This window comes from Alistipes sp. ZOR0009 (genome assembly GCF_000798815.1).
Lineage (GTDB): Bacteria > Bacteroidota > Bacteroidia > Bacteroidales > ZOR0009 > Acetobacteroides.
Map to the genome: position 1 here is coordinate 40,255 of NZ_JTLD01000046.1, position 16,937 is coordinate 57,191.

General features: G+C 43.0%; 12 protein-coding genes. 4 read left to right on the forward strand and 8 right to left on the reverse strand.

Features of this window, described 5'->3' with window-relative positions; all coding sequences use genetic code 11:
* Window positions 1-5: 5 nt before the first annotated feature.
* Both L990_RS13125 and L990_RS13130 read right to left on the reverse strand, forming a co-directional pair.
* A complete protein-coding gene (locus L990_RS13125) occupies window positions 6-1,034 on the reverse strand; it encodes a 1,9-bis(guanidino)-5-aza-nonane synthase (RefSeq protein WP_047450155.1) in 1,029 nt (342 codons plus the stop codon).
* Window positions 1,035-1,134: 100 nt separating this feature from the next.
* A complete protein-coding gene (locus L990_RS13130) occupies window positions 1,135-1,698 on the reverse strand; it encodes a pyruvoyl-dependent arginine decarboxylase (protein WP_052181003.1) in 564 nt (187 codons plus the stop codon).
* 1,035 nt (window positions 1,699-2,733) lie between these two features.
* Between L990_RS13130 and L990_RS20060 the strand changes: the two genes are divergently transcribed.
* Window positions 2,734-2,901 carry an entericidin gene (locus L990_RS20060; RefSeq protein ID WP_156121566.1) on the forward strand — a complete coding sequence of 56 codons (168 nt, stop codon included), beginning with the start codon at window positions 2,734-2,736 and terminating at the stop codon, window positions 2,899-2,901.
* Between the two features lie 107 nt (window positions 2,902-3,008).
* Here the strand turns inward: L990_RS20060 and L990_RS13135 are convergent, their stop codons facing one another.
* From L990_RS13135 to L990_RS13145, 3 genes are read right to left on the reverse strand one after another with little or no spacing between them, the layout of a single operon-like run.
* Window positions 3,009-3,458: a Spy/CpxP family protein refolding chaperone gene (locus tag L990_RS13135; RefSeq protein WP_047450157.1), complete on the reverse strand. Its 450-nt coding sequence runs from the start codon at window positions 3,456-3,458 to the stop codon at window positions 3,009-3,011.
* 5 nt (window positions 3,459-3,463) lie between these two features.
* The gene (locus L990_RS13140; protein WP_047450159.1) at window positions 3,464-3,853 is read right to left on the reverse strand and encodes a hypothetical protein; all 390 of its coding nucleotides are present in this window, start codon (window positions 3,851-3,853) and stop codon (window positions 3,464-3,466) included.
* A 51-nt stretch (window positions 3,854-3,904) separates the two neighbouring features.
* Entirely contained in the window at window positions 3,905-4,480 is a 576-nt protein-coding gene (locus tag L990_RS13145; RefSeq protein ID WP_047450162.1) for an RNA polymerase sigma factor, read from the reverse strand.
* 133 nt (window positions 4,481-4,613) lie between these two features.
* Between L990_RS13145 and L990_RS13150 the strand changes: the two genes are divergently transcribed.
* Genes L990_RS13150 through L990_RS13160 form a run of 3 tightly spaced genes read left to right on the forward strand, consistent with a single transcriptional unit; the run spans window position 4,614 to window position 7,435 of the window.
* On the forward strand, window positions 4,614-5,375 hold the full coding sequence (locus L990_RS13150) for an MCP four helix bundle domain-containing protein (RefSeq protein WP_047450164.1): 762 nt from the start codon (window positions 4,614-4,616) through the stop codon (window positions 5,373-5,375).
* Complete coding sequence (locus tag L990_RS13155) at window positions 5,375-6,817, forward strand: TrkH family potassium uptake protein (RefSeq protein ID WP_052181004.1); 1,443 nt, start codon at window positions 5,375-5,377, stop codon at window positions 6,815-6,817. The genes L990_RS13150 and L990_RS13155 overlap by 1 nt, the downstream gene beginning before the upstream one ends.
* Before the next feature lie 12 nt (window positions 6,818-6,829).
* Window positions 6,830-7,435, forward strand: coding sequence for a hypothetical protein (locus L990_RS13160; RefSeq protein WP_156121568.1), 606 nt, complete (start codon window positions 6,830-6,832; stop codon window positions 7,433-7,435).
* Between the two features lie 122 nt (window positions 7,436-7,557).
* Here the strand turns inward: L990_RS13160 and L990_RS13165 are convergent, their stop codons facing one another.
* From L990_RS13165 to L990_RS13175, 3 genes are all read right to left on the reverse strand, one after another.
* Complete coding sequence (locus L990_RS13165; RefSeq protein WP_047450235.1) at window positions 7,558-8,154, reverse strand: MarC family protein; 597 nt, start codon at window positions 8,152-8,154, stop codon at window positions 7,558-7,560.
* A gap of 341 nt (window positions 8,155-8,495) precedes the next feature.
* On the reverse strand, window positions 8,496-9,323 hold the full coding sequence (locus L990_RS13170; protein ID WP_156121570.1) for a hypothetical protein: 828 nt from the start codon (window positions 9,321-9,323) through the stop codon (window positions 8,496-8,498).
* A gap of 64 nt (window positions 9,324-9,387) precedes the next feature.
* Window positions 9,388-16,908 carry a DUF4465 domain-containing protein gene (locus tag L990_RS13175; RefSeq protein WP_052181005.1) on the reverse strand — a complete coding sequence of 2,507 codons (7,521 nt, stop codon included), beginning with the start codon at window positions 16,906-16,908 and terminating at the stop codon, window positions 9,388-9,390.
* Between the last annotated feature and the right edge of the window lie 29 nt (window positions 16,909-16,937).

The following is a 16,937-nucleotide window of genomic DNA, read 5'->3' on the forward strand; positions in this document are numbered from 1 at the left end:
GATGATTACTTTTTGAAGATGTTCGCCCAATTCTTAGGCTCACGATTCTTCCAATCACCTTTATGAAATACGTAGCTGGCAATAAGAGGTAGCACGGTAGTTGCTTCGGCGTATACCATTTGTTCGTAAACGGTATCAACCTTACCCCACGACGATGCTTCCTTAAGGGTTGATGAAGAGCAAGCTCCATCGCGAACGTCGGCAACGGTAATTTGTACGGCATACTTATGCATAGGAGCATCGATGCCAAGGCACTCGGCGCAAACAACGGTGTCCTGAGTGAAGTTCTTAGGAACACCACCACCAATCATGAATAGTCCAGTTGTATGTGCTGCGATTTTAACGTCTGTCAGCTCGCGGAAGTCAGCAACTGAATCGATGGTCATGTATGGCTTACCTTCCTTCATGCGCTCAACCTGGTGCATTACTAGTCCAAAACCAGCAGAGCAGTCAGAGAAGGCAGGAACGAAAATAGGCACGTTGTGCTCGTAGCAGGTTTGGATAAGCGAATCCTTCTTTACTGAGTTCTCAGAAAGGTATTTTCCCATTTCCCAAATGAATTCGCGAGAAGAGTAGGGGCGAGCCTCTAGGCTATCAGCAATAGCTTTGATGGTAGAGTCGCAAGCTTGTAGCTCTTCCTCGTCGATATAGGTATCGTAGATACGGTCTACGTAGTTGTCGCGAAGGAACTTGTCGTCGATGAATTGGGTTCCGCGGTAGTGCTTGTATCCCAACGCCTCGAAAAAGTCCATGTCTACGATTGAAGCACCAGTCGAAACTACTACGTCAACCATGTTGTTCTTTACCAAATCAACGTACACCTGCATGCAACCTGCTGCTGAGGTTGACCCTGCAAGGGTAAGAATGTTGGTACATTCCTTTTCCGCAATCATCATGTTGTAGATGTCGGCTGCATTGGCAGTTTCTCTCGAAGAGAATGACATTTCTCTCATGGAGTTGATGATTGGGCTAGCATCAAAAGATTTTATATCGATGTGCTTAACTACTTGCTTAAGAAGATCTTTCTTTTCCATTTTACCTTATCCGAAAAAAAGTGAATTTTAAAAAGTGTAGGGAAAAGCAACCATCCGAAGATGGCTGCTTTTATTTCAGACTTTTAGTGTCGTCAGTGGATTAACCCTTAATAATAGGGTAGTAGTAGGAGGTAAAGCAAATTGCAACTAGTGCAGTTCCGTACTTTTTTTCAGGAACAAAGCTTTCCATGTGAATGGTAATGTCTTCTAAACGGAAATCCTCAGAAAACCCGTTGAAGTAAAGTTCGTCTAGGCTAAGTCTAAGTAGCTTTTCTATTTCTTCTTCTTCATAGTTGCCGTTGTGTTCACACACTAAGCCACCAAATCGTTCGTTTGTTTTGCGGTCGTATAACCAACCGTAGATGATACCGGCAGACGCACGTTCGCCCTTACCTGTAGTGGCAACAGCCATGATTGACTCAACTACCGAACCATGAACAATCTCTGCTGGTTGAGGTATTTGGTTGGCTATAGATGGCATAATAGAAGAGTAGGTCATGATGTTGAACTTCTCTATGTTTGCCTGTTTTAACGCTAAGTGGTAAGAACCAGCGTGAACGGTGATGTCACTCTCTCCGTGACCTTTTGTTACAAAGTAGTCTTTTGGAATCCGGTTTCCAACTACGATTCCTTGCATGTCTTGATTAAAGCTAAGGTTTGTCATCGTCGCACATAAAAAGATAATTGGTTAATACTAAAAGTTCTCTGACTCGTTATAGAGTGGGAATTCCCAAAGTATTTACAAACGAATGTAATTCTCACTGTCAAATAAGGGAATTACCTAAATTATGCGGGGGTGTTTGTCAGATGTCCGCCGTGGAATCAAATTTGGCGGACGCAAAGACTTCGAAGAAGATCACTAAGGATTACATACCTAAAAACCACCGCTTGGGTGCTCGAAAATAAGTTTTTAGTTTGTAGGGTACTCTTCATTTCCTTTTTAAAAGTTTACAGTTGACCTGTCTTCGATTAATGTTATGTTTTAAACTGTAAGCTGTGTTTCTCAAGCCTTAATCGGCTATCTGAAAAACAGTGCAATATTAGGAAAAAAATGAATTAAAAAGGGACTTTTAGGTTCTAAAACGTAATTTTTTTATGAAATTCTTCTAACTGTTTTGTTTTCAGTGGTGTTTTTTTGTAGTTCTGATGTGTTTTGGCGGTTCTTAGGTGCTGATTTTTGCGAATATATTCTGGCTGCTGTTATATATAGGTATGCTCGCTATTTTTCATTATAAGCAATTGGCTGGGTAATTCCTTCAATTATTAACCTTAGAGCGCAAAAACTGTGAGGTAAAGCTCGTGCTGCTTGTTACAATAAGGTTTCTTGTTTTTGGCTTTTGTTACTCTTAATAAAAGAGTGCAAAATGGACAACGGCTACATATACTTGACATGGTGCTGCCGATTTTATGCATTTACGGTGCCGTTTTTAGGAGAAAACAGATGAGTAAAGCGAGGAAATATTCACGAAAAGCCCACAATAGGGTATGTATAGTAACTTTTGGATGTAAAATAAATGTTAAACAATGGTGGGTGTTTGGTGTGTTTATTTGCTGATAGCTAGTGTTTTGTTGGTGTTTGGGGTGTGGGTGTTGAAAAAAAAATGATTTTTTTTTGAAAAGAAGAGACAACATTAAGTAAGAGCCACTATATTTGCATTGCAATTGAATTTAATCGTTTCACAAAACAAAAAACTGTACAATGAAGAAGTTATTCGCTATCGTTGCTGTTGCTGCTATGTTCGCAGCTTGCGGTGGAAACAAGCCAGCTGAAACTACTGACACTCCAGTTGTTGATTCTCCAGCTGTAGTTGATTCTCCTGTTGCTGTTGATTCTCCAGCTGCTGATTCTGCTGCTGTTGTAAAGTAATCTTGCAACGAAAGTAAGAAATGATGGAGCTGCCCTAGTAGGGTGGCTCTTTTCTTTTATGGCAAAAATAAAAAAGGACGATCAATCGATCATCCTTTTTTTATGCTTTATCGGCCCATTTTCGAGCGTAGGTGCTCTAGGGTTACAATGTCGTACTTTTTTTGCTGTTCTGGGGTAAGGCATTTGCGAACCTCGATGGAGTACTTTATCCAGTTTTTGCGTATCTGAGCGTTTAGCCGTCCAAGGCTATCGGCGTAGTGATTGATTGTTGCCGTGTCTATGGGAGTTTTGGACACTTGGCTCTGAAGCTTTATCATCAGGGTGTCGTACCTGTTGTATAGCGGAAAGTTTTTGTTTTGAAAGCGCTCTCGCGTTGTAACAAAGGTTTTTCTTTGGTTATCGGTTAGACCTAACTTTTTAAATATCTTTTCGCGCTGCTCTTCCTTACTCTCTTTGTGGTCGTGGGCAAAGAAGACGCCTAAAAATGTTCCAATATTTACCAAGATGAGTATAACGATAACCCAAAGAAGAAATTTAGGTTTTAGTAAAAAGTTCATAGGTTTTATTCTTTGTCAAGTACAATTGGCGACTGCGGAAAATCGTTGAGACTAAGCAGGTCGTATTGTTGTGCCTGATGGTGGTTACTTTCAAATGCAATGTATACGGTTAGGCCTCCTATTATAATGGCCAGCATTACTGTAAACGATAGGGCATAGCGAAGCCTTGTATTTTCGGGGCGAGCCTGCTTACGGCTAATGGCCGCCATTACTTTTTCGGGAAAGTAGGGGTTAAAAGATGGAATTTCGATACTATCCAACTTTTTTAGTGCGCCGACGGCTAAGGATACTACTTTGGCACATTTAGAGCACGAGTGGAGATGCGACAACTCCTCTTCCGAGAGCTGCTCGAGCCCCCGTTCGTTGAATCCTGCTTTGAAATCCTTACATCTCATGATCTGTATCTTTTTATACTATTGACAATTTTAGTGTGTAAAACTTGCGGCTTACTCTACGCTTTTGACGTTATCTACCATAATTTTACGTAAGTTTTTCTTTGCTCTGAAAATTAGAGATTCCACAGATGCGAGAGAAATACTCATGACCTCGGCGATTTGTTTGTAGCTAAGGTTTTGGTAGGTGTATAGCGTAAGTGCCGTCTTTTGCGTATCGGGAAGCTGCTTCAAGGCTTCCTTAAGGCGCTTTACATCCTCGTCGGGATCGGTAAAGTCGTCGGGTTGGCGCGAACTGTCGGCGTAATCCTTACCTTGAGCCGACTTCCCTGTAAAGAGCTCCTCTATGCTGCTAAAAATCGAACTTCGTTTCTTTTTTCGAAGAAAGTTTAGCGATTTATTGACCGCAATCCGGTAAATCCATGTGCTAAATTTGGCCTCGTGCCTAAATGAGTAAAGCGATTCGTAGATCTCAATAAATACCTCTTGGGCAACATCTTCAGCATCCGATTGCGACTGGGTAAACCCATAGCAGGTACGTAAAACCTGATCCTGATACTTGTTTATCAAGTGCCGGAGCTGGGTTTCGTTGCCATTCAGTATTTCTGCTATTATTTCGCTATCGGTCATGTGTTTTAAAGAGAGCCGCTAAGATATTAAAAAATGGAAGGATTTAATTTAGGCTGTTCGGAATATATTAGGCGTTTTTTTCCCTTTTCTTGACTATTTTCGTTTATTAATTTAGTTGTAAATTAAAGAAGCTATGGGGATTAAAACCAAGATATTTGCCGGCTTTATAGTTGTTGGTACGTTGCTATTCCTTTCGGGGATTATTGCAATATACGAGCTGACTAGTATCGAGAACTCGATGCAGGGACTTCTTAAGGATAACTTAAAGTCGATAGAGGTGTCGAAGCAGATGCTTAAAGCCTCGCACCAGATAAACCAGGGGGTACTTAAGGCGATAAATGGGCAAGGTGAGGATGCTTCTAGGCTTATTGTAAGCGGCGAGCGCTACTTTAAAAGCTCGTACACTGTTGCGCTTAATAACATTACCGTAAAGGGTGAAGATCGCCTCGTACGGTCTATTGATAGCTGCTACCGTAGCTTTAGGGTGCTGGCTGATAGCGCCACATTGAGTACTGCACCTAGAACTCCTGAGTGGTATTTTGGCCAGTTTGTGGTGGTACATGATAGCCTGAATGAGGCTATTGACGAACTGATATCCATCAACCAAAAATCGCTTTACGAAAATGCGAAGATGATGGAGGTGGGGGCCAACCGGGCAATAATGCCAGGGCTGATTGCCATTGGTGTCGGTATCATTTTTATTGTGCTGTTTAACTATTTTGTGAACCTTTACTTTATTCAGCCAATTGTAAAGATAACACAAGGGGTAGAGAATTACGTGAAGCACTCCATTCCCTTTAAGGTAAAGGTGGATACTCAAGACGAGGTAGGGCTGCTTAGATCGTCAATTGAGAAACTGATTGCCCAAAATAAAACTAATAAGATAGAAGAGTAATGCGACCCTACGTTATTGTTCGGTATATATCGATGGCGCTACTGCTGAATGCCGTTTTTATGCTTATTGCAACAACGGTTTCAATTCTGAACGACTTTGATGCTGGCTTTTTCCCGTTGCTGCTTAGCTTTTTGGTGACATCGCTAATGGGGGCGTTTCCTTTCATTTTTGTGCCGTCGTATAAGGATATTTCGTTAAAGGAAAGCTACATGATTGTGGCCTTGTCGTGGCTTGTAAGTTGTGGGGTGGGCATGCTACCTTACGTTTTTTGGGGTGGAGAATTTTCGTTAACCAAGGCGTGGTTCGAGAGCGTGTCGGGCTTTACCACCACAGGGGCAACTACCTTAGCCAACGTGGAAAGTCTCCCTATGAGCATCCTATTTTGGAGGGCATCGACCCAATGGATTGGCGGTGGCGGCGTGGTTCTTTTTGCGTTGGTAGTGTTACCTTCATTGGGTAAGGCTCGTGCCAACCTTTCTAAAATAGAGATGTCGTCGCTTTCGAAGCACAATTTTTCGCAGGGGGTAAATAACTCGTTGCGCATGATATTGGTGGTGTACGTGGCTCTAACGCTTATTCAGAGCTTTATCCTGTACTTCTCGGGGATGACGGTGGTGGATGCCATTGCCTACTCCTTTAGCACCATATCTACTGGCGGTTTTGCCATGACCAACAGCAACGTGGCTGGATTGGGTAATCCGTTTGCTGAACTTATCATTATGATATTTATGGTGGTATCAGGACTTAACTTTAGCCTTATTTACGCTTCGGTGATGCATCGGCAGGTGTCGGTGTTTAAATCGGGGGTCGCAAGATACTACCTGCTTACGGTGCTTATTGGTGCGCTGGTACTTTCGTTGGGATTAAGGCTTAGCGTAAGCTCATCATGGCTCGATTCTTTTAGGCACGGTTTCTTTCAGGTGGCATCTATGGCATCGTCTACCGGATTCTTTAATGCAGATACTTCCATGTGGCCATCGTTTGCCATCATGATCCTTACCCTATTCATGCTGCAGGCAGCCTGTGCTGGCTCTACAACTGGCGGCATTAAGGTAGATCGGATCGTCCTTTTTGGAAACACTATCAGAACCCAGATAAAGCGTCTACAGCATCCAAATGCCGTTATCCCTGTACGAATTGGGAAAACGGTTATTGCTGATGAGGTAGTTAGCGCATCGTTGTTGTATATTGTATTTTACGTTTGCATTGTATTTATCTCTACGGTGGTAATGGGGGTATTTGGGCTCGATATTCTGAGCGCGTTCTCCTCTTCGGCTGCATGTTTAGGTAACGTAGGCCCCGGCTTTGGTCTTGTAGGAACCTTAGGTAACTATGGTAACCTACCCAATGCGGCGATGTGGTGGCTCACGTTGCTGATGCTACTAGGGCGCCTAGAAATTTATGGTTTGCTGATGGTGCTATTTATTCGTTCGTGGAAGTAATAAAATTTTGAAATGATGATAAAAGAATTTCAGGTGGTGGAGTGTCCAAACTGCGGTGCACATCACAAAATGAGAAAGCCAAAGACCAAGCTAAAGAGCTACGAAATCTATTCTGATGGAAAGACATTTTCGCCAGAGTTGGACGAGGCTCTAGAGGTGGCCGCTTGTGCTGCCTGTGGCGAATGTTTTTGGATAGAGGATGCCAGCTTGCCAAAGGTGGAGGTAACAGAGGAGATGCCTTCGCTGAAGCCGCTAACCATTGCTCAGTATGCAGGAATGCTTGATGCCGAGGTGATAACCACCGACGAGGAGGAAATTTTACGCATGGAGCTGTTATGGGCCTTTAACGACCGCGTAAGGGCCGATAAACCGATGTTTGAAAACGAGGGCGATGAGGAACTTTGGGCGCAGAATATGACAATTCTGTACAACCTTCTCGATAGCGCTGACGTGTACTCGCGCCTTTTAAAAGCCGAGATTGACCGTGAACGTGGCGAGTTTGATCGTGCCGAGGAAATTTTGTCAAAAATTAAGGAGGGACAGCTGGCTGGAATTAAAAATCAGCTGATGAACGCAATCAAATACAAGGAGCGCGAGGTTGTTAAGTTTAACGAATAGAAAATAGGGTGGTTTTATAACCACCCTATTCTTTTTTTTAAGGTAACTCGAGCTTCATTGAGCACCACTTTTATGAAGCGGCTTAGGATACCCTAGATCTTTATTATTGCTAATGGCTTACGCTATAGATGCAGGAGTATATTTAGGTTCGAGAAAAAGAGCTTGACGGACATCGAAAGTAGTATAATCCCGAAGATCTTGCGGAGGATGTAGATTCCTGATTCGCCTAAGAATTTCTCGACTAAATGAATGTTTTTAAGCACGAGGTAAACAATTCCCATGTTTACCAATATTGCGGCAATGATGTTGCTTTCGTGGTATTGCGAGCGGAGAGACAGGGTGGTGGTTAGGGTTCCAGCACCTGCTATCAGCGGAAATACAACAGGTACGATGGTGGCAAAGCCTTTTGGTCCATCGTTACGGAAAATCTCGATATTGAGAATCATTTCTAGCGCAAGTGCAAAAAGGACAAGCGAGCCGGCTACGGCAAACGAGGCAATGTCGGTGTTGAAAAGCTTAAGCATGGCGTTCCCTGCAAAAAGGAATACAATAAGAATCCCTAGGGAGATAAGGGCTGCTTTTCCTGCATGAACATGCTTCCCCTGGTTGTTGAGGGTTGCAATAATGGGTATTGAGCCGGTGATATCTATCACGGCAAAAAGCACCATAAAAGCGGTGATGAACTCTTTCAGGTTCAGCTGTAATTCTAATCCAAGCATGTTATAATGTATTACGATTACTTTACTAGTGCGATTGCGAGGCAGCAGAGCTGCTTTAAAGAGGAATCGAGTTGCTACAGGTACAAAGGTAGCTAAATTTTTTATATTGCTGGTTTGTGGTAATATAGCCTTGTTAGGGCTGCTTAAAAGCCGCATACCTGCGAATGTATGCGGCTGGCGATGGGTAGCGAAAACAAACAGCGTAGAACTATATCAAGCGATGCTACCCACCGCATGTTGATAGAAAGGTAAGTTTTTTCTTATAGGCATTTGGTTTTACTATTCGATAAAGTACGGTTGCTGCAAATAGTATCTCGAAGATATTTCATAAAACAGACAGGCTATTTTTTAACGCAGAATTGGCTCCATGTCACTCCAATCTTAAGTCCTACAGAAAGGATGTTAATCTTAGACGCCCTGTCGGATTTTAGCATGCTTTGGTATTCGCCATTTTTGTTGAGAATGGTTTGGCTATCGGTTTTAAGCAAATTGTTAAAGCCGTAGGTTCCGTAGGCTCCAACGTATAAACTTAGCTTTTCGGAAAGCGAATAGTTAGTCCCAAAATCGGCAAATAGACCTAACGAAGGGCGGAGCGAGAAGTTACCCGAAGGCCGCTCGTTGTAGGTTCTAAAGCCCTGTTCTGGGATATTAAACAACTCAACATTCCATTTGCTGTAGTAGCCCGAGGTAATAATACCACCATCGTTAACCTTATAGTAAGTTTTGATAGGCAGTTGCAAAATACCTCCAAAAGTGTAGCTCATCCTGATTTTTGGAGAGAGCGTACTTCTGTAGGTTATTCCTAGCGGAATATCGAATGTAACAACCGAATGTTTCTCTTCCCATTGGTTGTAGCTAGTTCTGAGTTCATAGCTGTCGCCTTCGGAGTCAACGCTAGGTGTTGCACTCTTAACGTTTAGGGTAACCGACGATTTATAGGAGCTAACTCCCAGTCCTGCGCTAGCTCCCCATTGTGAATTGAAGAAAATAGAGTATCGGGTGTTGATGTTGTAGCCTAACCCTCCCTTCTTATCTCCATCGTTAAATTTATAAAAAAGCTGATGCTGACCTCCTCCAACTGCAACCAAAAGATTACGTTCGGTGGTTTGGCAAGCTGCCGATGCCGCTATAGTGAGCGCAGAAAGCGCGACAAAAAAACGTTTCATCATTAATTTTTAGTTGGTGAAGAGGTTGCCTGTTAGAGTGCACTCTATAACGGGCAACCTCTTTAATTTAATTTGCTAGGATAATCTTAAATGTTAGCTTTTCTCCATTCGATAAAACTACACGGCCTAGGTAAATGCCATTACTCCCTGAAAGTAGTATTTTGTTATTCTCTTCTACCTTGTGTAGAGAGCATACCGTAATGCCTTGAGCGTTGGTAATATCCAACACAGCCCCATGTAGTAAAGAAATGTCTATTCCTTTTAACATAACTGTAAAAGGAACTCCGGTTTGTACCGGATTTGGATACACGCTTATGCTGCTGCTTTCAGTCTTTTTTATTGCTAACGATTTGGAGCAGGTGTTTACAATATGTCCTGTGGTGGTGGTTAAACGGACGTGGTATGTTCCGTTAAGTCCATTCGGATCTTTGTAGTATTGTTGTGTGGCACCTGTAATTGCGCTTCCATCCTTAAACCACTGGTATCCGTTGTAGCGGTTACTGCTGTTGTCTACCAGAACAACGTTACCAAACTTGGTAACAATCGCATCTGCCGATACGTTGATGGTAAACTCGAACGGAATAGAGTTGCTTTCAAATCCATTTATATCACGAAACTGTAAAAATGCATGAAAAGTACCATCGGTGGCTTTTTCTGGAATTGGAAGATAAACATGATTTGCTTCTACTAACTGATACTCTAAATCTTTAAAACCAGCTATATGAGCATCCTCTGCGTATCGTATTTTGTATTCGTAAGGAGTTCCGCTGGTAAGCGAGTAGTGGATGGCAATCTGATTTCCTTCACAACCAGCCATATTTACTTCAGTTCCTTTACTTATCACAATTGGATTTGAAATGGATGCTCCTGTAATTATGTCATTGAGCGGTGCAATGTAGTTTGCAGAAGCACTACCTGCAATGGTGTAACTTATGGTAATGGTTTTATTGGAACCTATATTCGCATCATCAAAAAATGCATTAGCCGTAACAGTTACATTTTCGTTATCCATGGAAATAACCCCATTCAATTTCCCTAAACTATTGATAATGGCTTTATTGTTTCCATCAATAAGTTTGGCTGTAACTATGTTGGGCTTACTAATGGTAAGTTGAACTTTTTCTACAGTAATGAGTATTTCTTGGGTTGCAAATTCCACACTTTCTGGATCTTTTGGTGTAAATATGGCTTTAATAACATGCTTTCCTACAGGAAGAAGTGAGCCTATGGTAGGAAGATAGGTGATTGATCCTGCTACATTCGTAGATGCATTGAGGTGTTCGTTATTTAAAGTTGTTCCATAAGTAATGGAAGAAGGCGCTACCCATTTGATTTCTGGGATTATCTTAGATGTGATTGCTTTTTCCACATCAAAAGTATGCAAAACACCACACTCCTCGCTCGTGGCTTTTATCGTTATGGTGCCAGTTCCTTCTTCTAGATCCTTAAAAGAAATGCTTAGCCTTCCGTCTTGTATTTGAGAAGAACATAGTGCTTCATTACTGTTTTTCACAAGTTCGTACGATATGATGTTATCTTCAGGGGCATCATCATCTGCAAATACAGTTTTTAAATCAAAGTATAGAACTTGGTTCTTTTTAAATACTTTTTGATTAGGAATAGGATTTGTAACGTAAGGAGCCTCATCCAATCTTTCGATGACAAAGGTGTGCTCTACCGATTTCCCTTCGCTAGTTGCCTTGAGCGTGATGGTGGCCGCTCCTTTTTTCTTTGAAGTAAGATTTACCGTTAGCATCTTCTCTGCAATAGAAGCTTGCGCTAGCTCTACATTACTGTTCGAGATCACTTCAAGGGTAATGGTACTACCTGCAGGGGCATCATCGTCGGCAAAAACGTTGCTAAGATCTAATGTCAGGACTTTATCTTTAGCCTTTGGTTGCTGCTTAACAATAGGATTGGCCACGTAGGGTGCCTTGTCTGGGCCGTTAAAGTTATCGATGCAGAAGTAGGCTGGAATGGTAAGTCCGTAGCTGTTGCTGCGCGATCCTTCAACCTTAAAACCAATAGTTTTAACTTTACCCAATGCTGATAAATCCCACCAAGTCCAGTCGGTAAATAGCTTGTGATCTTTGGCGTCTGGCGAGCGGTAGTCTGCAAGATAAAATTCAGAAGTCGAAGTTTGAGCACCTGTAGCATCATAGCCGGTGGCAACCACTTTAAACCAATCGCCTGCTTTAAACGGTTCGCCAGTCATACTATCGCCGTTGCGGATAACGCTAGCCACCCAAGCGGTGTTGGTAACGTAAGTTCCGGATATGATGTCGCCATCAGGTTTGTTGGTGGCTTCGATACGGGTAGAAAAACCAAAAGGATAAACCACTCCGTAGGTTTTAGAGTTCTTGGCTCCGTGACCTGCCGCAGAGCGGAACTGCTCTAGCATAAAATTACCGGTGAATTCGGTAGAGGTAAAGTTAGAATAGCCAAAACCAGACCACGTAGACCACTCCTTTTTAAGGAAATTATTAAACTTGTACGAGCCGCTGTAGAAGTAGTCCGATATTTCGCTGGCATTATCGTAGCCCCACCACCTCGATTCTGGCGCTAGGTTGAGGTCTTCGAAGGTGGCCACGTCTGCTATTCCCTCAACTGTAAGGATTATCTCGGCCGAAGAGGTTTGTCCAAAGGCGTCAGTTGCTGATACAGTAAATTTACCAGTTGCTTGGGGGATGATGTCAAGAACATCTCCAGTGTACTTTTTCTGGTTCTTAGTATCGAACCAAGTTACTGCGATAGGATTTGCTCCTCCTGCGAAATCGGCTTTTAGCGTAAACCTTTCGTTTTGTAGAGCCGAATATTCGTACTTCCCATTGTAGTAAAGCGCTTCGGGCTTATCGCTGAAGTTATCTATGTCAAATGCAGCTGCTGCATCAAACTCAACGCTTGATATTTCGCCAAGATCGAAAAGACAGGCGTAGGTCCACTTTTCGGAGCTGATGGTTTTGCTGGGTGTTTTAGACCCATCGGCTTTTATGCCCCAGTATGTAATGGGCAAAGCGCTACGGATAAAGAAACCATTTACGGCAATACCCTTATCTGTATTCAAAATGGTAATTGAAGCAGATGCTTTGCTGTCGTAACGAGCAAATGTGCTTGAGCCTTTGGCTCCATCACCCTTTACTACCTTAAATCCAACAAACCTAGAGGTTCCGTCTGTAACATCAGCTGCATTTTCCTCTTGCTTTTCGAATGTAGATATTTCGGTAGGGCGGAATAGGGTCTTGAAGGGAAGTTTTTGAACGTCCGAAATATTTCCAAATACATCCTCTAGTACGAATGCTAGAAGGTATTCCTTATTCTCGTCTAGTTCGTCTAGCTTGATATCTAATTCCTGCTTTGCCGTTAATGTAGCCGCAGATCCTTTTTCTTTTAGAACGAGCTGTGCAGGTATTTCTGCTTTCCCATCTGTAAGTAGGTAAAAGCACTTTCCGCTTTCGTTGGATTTTATCAGCGCATTTGCTTTGATGTGGGTAAGATTTTTAATCTTGGGGTAGCCCTCCAGTAGTGCGGGTGCCATTTGATCTGGGGCATTATATTCGTCGGCTCCAACAAATGGCTTGTCGTTACTTCTGGTATCTCCGTCAAAATCGGTCTTAACAACATCTATTGGGATGGCTATACTGAATCCATCGGCTGATTTTAGGTGAAGATCCTCCTCGGAGTAAAACTCAGCCTTCTTTTCTATAGATTTTGTATCTGCCGCTTTGCTACTCCAGTCATTGTAGGATGTAACAGCTACACTTCCAACTTTTGCAAGGGTAGAGGCGGAGGAGTAGTAGGCGTTGTTTTCGAATACGATCCCATTTTGATATCCGTCTTTAAGAATATAGATAGAGGAGCCTCCTGCGCTATTTTGGAAAAGGTTGTTGGCTATGCGGACGTTGTTGATTAGCGATTGGCTGCGTCCTTCCACCGAGAATGATCTGGAATCTGCTGCTTTTCCTGATATAGAGATGGTATTGTATAGAAGTCCAACTCCGTAGCAATCCGAATTTAGAAGAATTCCTGTTTCGTTGCTGTTGTTGCCAACAATGGAAATTAGGTTGTTACAAATTAGCGCCTGCCCTCTGTCGTTTTGAATAGGACGGCATTCTATCCCTTTTGCCCCAGGTGCTTTGGCTATATTGATGGCATTTTTAGAGATAAGGCTGCTCCCCACCAACCTGTAGAAGTCCATTCCTTGGAATCCGCTTTTGGTTGTACTGTAGTTCTTGATGATGTTTCCTTCGATAGTTGCTCCCTCTTCGTCGGTTATATATATCGATTTGGAGCCTTGGTCTGTAAGCCTGTTGTTTCGAATGGTCGCTCCTTTTTCTTTTGTTAGACCGACGTATCCCGTCCCTCCAACATAAAAACCAATGTATCCTCCTGTGAGATTATTATTCTCAAGGGTTAGGTTGTCGTTATTTTGTCCTTCGAGGTTGTTTGCCTTTGTTTTTACAAGGGCAATGTCTTCGGAAAAGGAAGTCGTCATTTTTGCAGATATGCTACAGCCCTTGATGGTGACATTCTTGCTGATGTTGGAAATGTAGGCGACCGCTTCAAACTTAGGATCTTCAGTTGAGATACTAATATTTTCGATGCTGATAAAATCGGCACCTGCAATGTTGAATACCCCGTATGGATCTTTCCCATACTCTGGTTCTTTGTAGCTGTCGAACTTAACCTTTACATCGCTGGCATTATCTGTTTGACTTTTAAACGTAATCCGTGCATTTTCTGTAGCACCATTGATGTGGGGTACTGTTACAATCTCATTGTACTCTCCTGGTTCTACCGTAAAAGTAACGTCGCCTTCAACTCCATCTTTAATGGAGTTAACCGCATCTGTAAATGTTTTAAAGTTGGCATTGCTGCTAGAACCAATGGTAAAGGAGCCTTTGGCGCCTCCAACTATTTTACGATCGCCTTCTGGGTTGCCATCTTTAACCGTAAGATTCCCTTCGCTTCCTGTTGCTGCCGTTAATGAGGCATCTATAGCGCTATTCGGAGCTGCAGTAACTTTTGTATCGGCAACAATCCAGTAGTAGTAGCTTTCTGCTTTCCCAATTTTTTGTCCAATATGGATATCTACCTTATCTCCATTTACAGGGACAGCGCTACTAAGTTGATTTGTAGTTGCAAAAAAGTCGTTGTTATTGGTGTAGTAGACTTTTATGCTCTCTATCGCTGCGCTATTGGTAAGGTTTAACGAAAGCTGATCTAAGGAAATTACTCCTTTATCTCCATCGGCAGTGGCAACAACTTTTAGGAGAAGTTCATCTTTACTTCCTCTTACAATTGTATTGGTATTGGGTTGGCTTGCGCTAACTTGTGTTATTTTTAGGGGTTGTGGAATGGTCGTTGATACGGAGGCTTCCCAACCTGGTTTGTTTACGCTTTTATCCGATTTGAAGTGAATGGTTAGCGCTCCGTCGTCCGAGGTGGATACGATGGCACGGGGAGGTTTGTCGCCAAATAGTACAGATATTAGCTTTTCCGAGTTTACCTCTTTACCGGCAAATACTTCAAACTTATCTCCCTTCTCCAAATTAAAGGAGGTGAAGTCGATCTTTATGCTTTTCGTAGGATCGGCAGGTACAAAGGTTACGGTTCCATCAAACGAGTTGCTATGATTCTTATCCTTTCCGCCATCGTCGTAGAATAGAAGAAAATCATCAATCGTTTTAGTTGGATTTACGCCAGCTGCAAGAAGGTATTCGTTAACAACTCGGCGGCTGCCATCTGGATCGCCAGCCGTGGCCTCTATTTTTTTACCACCATACGCAAGGCTTATGATGGATGCGTCTATCTCTGTTCCATTTTTTGCATTTTCGGCAACATCTATGGCTACCCAAAAGTAGTTTTTCCCTTCGGCTAACTCCGAATTGGCGCTTAAGGTCAGGGCATCTTCTATTTTATCCGCGTTAGCCCAAAGGTTTGTCGTGCTGAATTCGGGGGATGGGCCAGTGCTGTAAACCTTCAACTTGGAGACTGCGTTAGCGCTTCCTTTTAGGTTGATGTTTAGCGACTCTAGCTTAATAGGAGATAGGTTGCCTACCGTTTCTGCGCAGATTCGTAGTAGCGGCATGTCTGTAGCGCCAGGCTTTACGGCTTCGGTCGTTGGTTGATCTGCCGTAAGGCTGTTTATCTTCATTTCTACGGGGAGATACTCCTTTACGCGAGCTTCCCAACCTGCCGCTGTATAGTAGGAAGCCGACTCTTTTGCATTAAAAAGAATGGTGATGGCTCCGTTTGCATCGTTAGAACGTAATGTTTTGCCAGGACCAACCTTTGCTTTGCTGGCGTTATCAAGCTTCCAAAGAAGAGCGGAGGTTTTTACTTCGGTTCCGCTATATACTTCGAATTGGGCTTTAGCTCCGTAGCTCGAGGAGGAGTAGTAGAGGTCAAACTTGTCAAAATCGAGCTGAATTACGTGTCCAGCAGCGGTAGGAGTAAAGGTAACCACCTGGTTTTTGGTGCTACCGTTATACTTTCCTCCCGAACCTTTGTTGTCGTCGGAAAAGCCCCATTCTCCGCTAATTTTTTGAGTAAAAGTGCCCTCTTTCATTCTATAAATGTTGCTTACGGTATGATTTCCGAAGGGATCGGATGAGGTTGTAGCAACTGCTTGGCCGCTTAGGAGAACTTGGTCGCAGGTGGCGTCAATTTTGTGACCGTTGGTGGCTTTTTCCGATAGGTTGTAGGTAAGCCAAAAGTAGTTGTCGCCTTCCTTTAGCGTCTGAGCTGAGGTAAGCGTAAATTCGCCGCTGGGGTTAACAGCGCTGTTTCCAACCTTTGTTGCCTTGCTAAAATCGTTGGCTAAACCCGAGTACCACAAGTCGGCCATTGCAATATCTTCGGTGGCATTATCGCTTCCCTTTGTGGTAAAGCGGGCCGATTGGAGTACTAGCGGATCTTTAGTGTTTTTGGTGGTAATACGCAGCTTTAGAATGTTGATGTTTTGCGTCCCGGCAGGAGCTTCGTATTTTACCTCCTGCGAGCAATCCGCCGCATCAACGGTCATTGGTTCGGGTGTAAACTCTTTGACAACGATGTGCCAACCATCTCTGGGAATTCCTGTTTTAACTTCGAATGTGATGGTTAGGGAGCCGTCCGCCGCCCACGATTTAAGTATGTAGGGGTTGGTTAGGTATTCACCCTGTAGTTCGCTCTCCGAAGCCACCTTCCCGTTGTATACCCTAAAAATATCGTTGTAGCCAACCGAGGAGGTGTTGAAGATATCAAATGTTTTGAACTCCATCATCACCTTTTTACCTGGTGTAGATGGGCTAAAGGTGATAGACCCTTTAAATCCTGCGCTGCATTTTGCAGAAGGGCCTCCATCATCGTAAAAGTTTATTTCCTTGTCTACAACAATGGTTTGATGGGTTTGAGAGATTTTGATATCCTGCCCATCTTCGGGTGGTACTTGGCTAAATGCTTCGATTGTGCCATGCCGATAGCCGAAGCGGTTAGAGATGCCAAACTCTTTATTGGCCAGCGGTGGCCCATAGAGTGTCCGTGCTGAAATATCTATGCTGCCTAAAAGGGTAAGCACAAATAGGTAAAGAACTCTTTTCTGGTACATATTAAAAGATATAGTTAATATCAATACAG

Coding starts and splice junctions, on each gene's coding strand:
- L990_RS13165 (WP_047450235.1), bottom strand. CDS start 8,154: ATGCTTGGATTAGAATTACAGCTGAACCTGAAAGAGTTCATCACCGCT.
- L990_RS13175 (WP_052181005.1), bottom strand. CDS start 16,908: ATGTACCAGAAAAGAGTTCTTTACCTATTTGTGCTTACCCTTTTAGGC.
- L990_RS13145 (WP_047450162.1), bottom strand. CDS start 4,480: ATGACCGATAGCGAAATAATAGCAGAAATACTGAATGGCAACGAAACC.
- L990_RS13130 (WP_052181003.1), bottom strand. CDS start 1,698: ATGACAAACCTTAGCTTTAATCAAGACATGCAAGGAATCGTAGTTGGA.
- L990_RS13150 (WP_047450164.1), top strand. CDS start 4,614: ATGGGGATTAAAACCAAGATATTTGCCGGCTTTATAGTTGTTGGTACG.
- L990_RS20060 (WP_156121566.1), top strand. CDS start 2,734: ATGAAGAAGTTATTCGCTATCGTTGCTGTTGCTGCTATGTTCGCAGCT.
- L990_RS13135 (WP_047450157.1), bottom strand. CDS start 3,458: ATGAACTTTTTACTAAAACCTAAATTTCTTCTTTGGGTTATCGTTATA.
- L990_RS13155 (WP_052181004.1), top strand. CDS start 5,375: ATGCGACCCTACGTTATTGTTCGGTATATATCGATGGCGCTACTGCTG.
- L990_RS13140 (WP_047450159.1), bottom strand. CDS start 3,853: ATGAGATGTAAGGATTTCAAAGCAGGATTCAACGAACGGGGGCTCGAG.
- L990_RS13125 (WP_047450155.1), bottom strand. CDS start 1,034: ATGGAAAAGAAAGATCTTCTTAAGCAAGTAGTTAAGCACATCGATATA.
- L990_RS13170 (WP_156121570.1), bottom strand. CDS start 9,323: ATGATGAAACGTTTTTTTGTCGCGCTTTCTGCGCTCACTATAGCGGCA.
- L990_RS13160 (WP_156121568.1), top strand. CDS start 6,830: ATGATGATAAAAGAATTTCAGGTGGTGGAGTGTCCAAACTGCGGTGCA.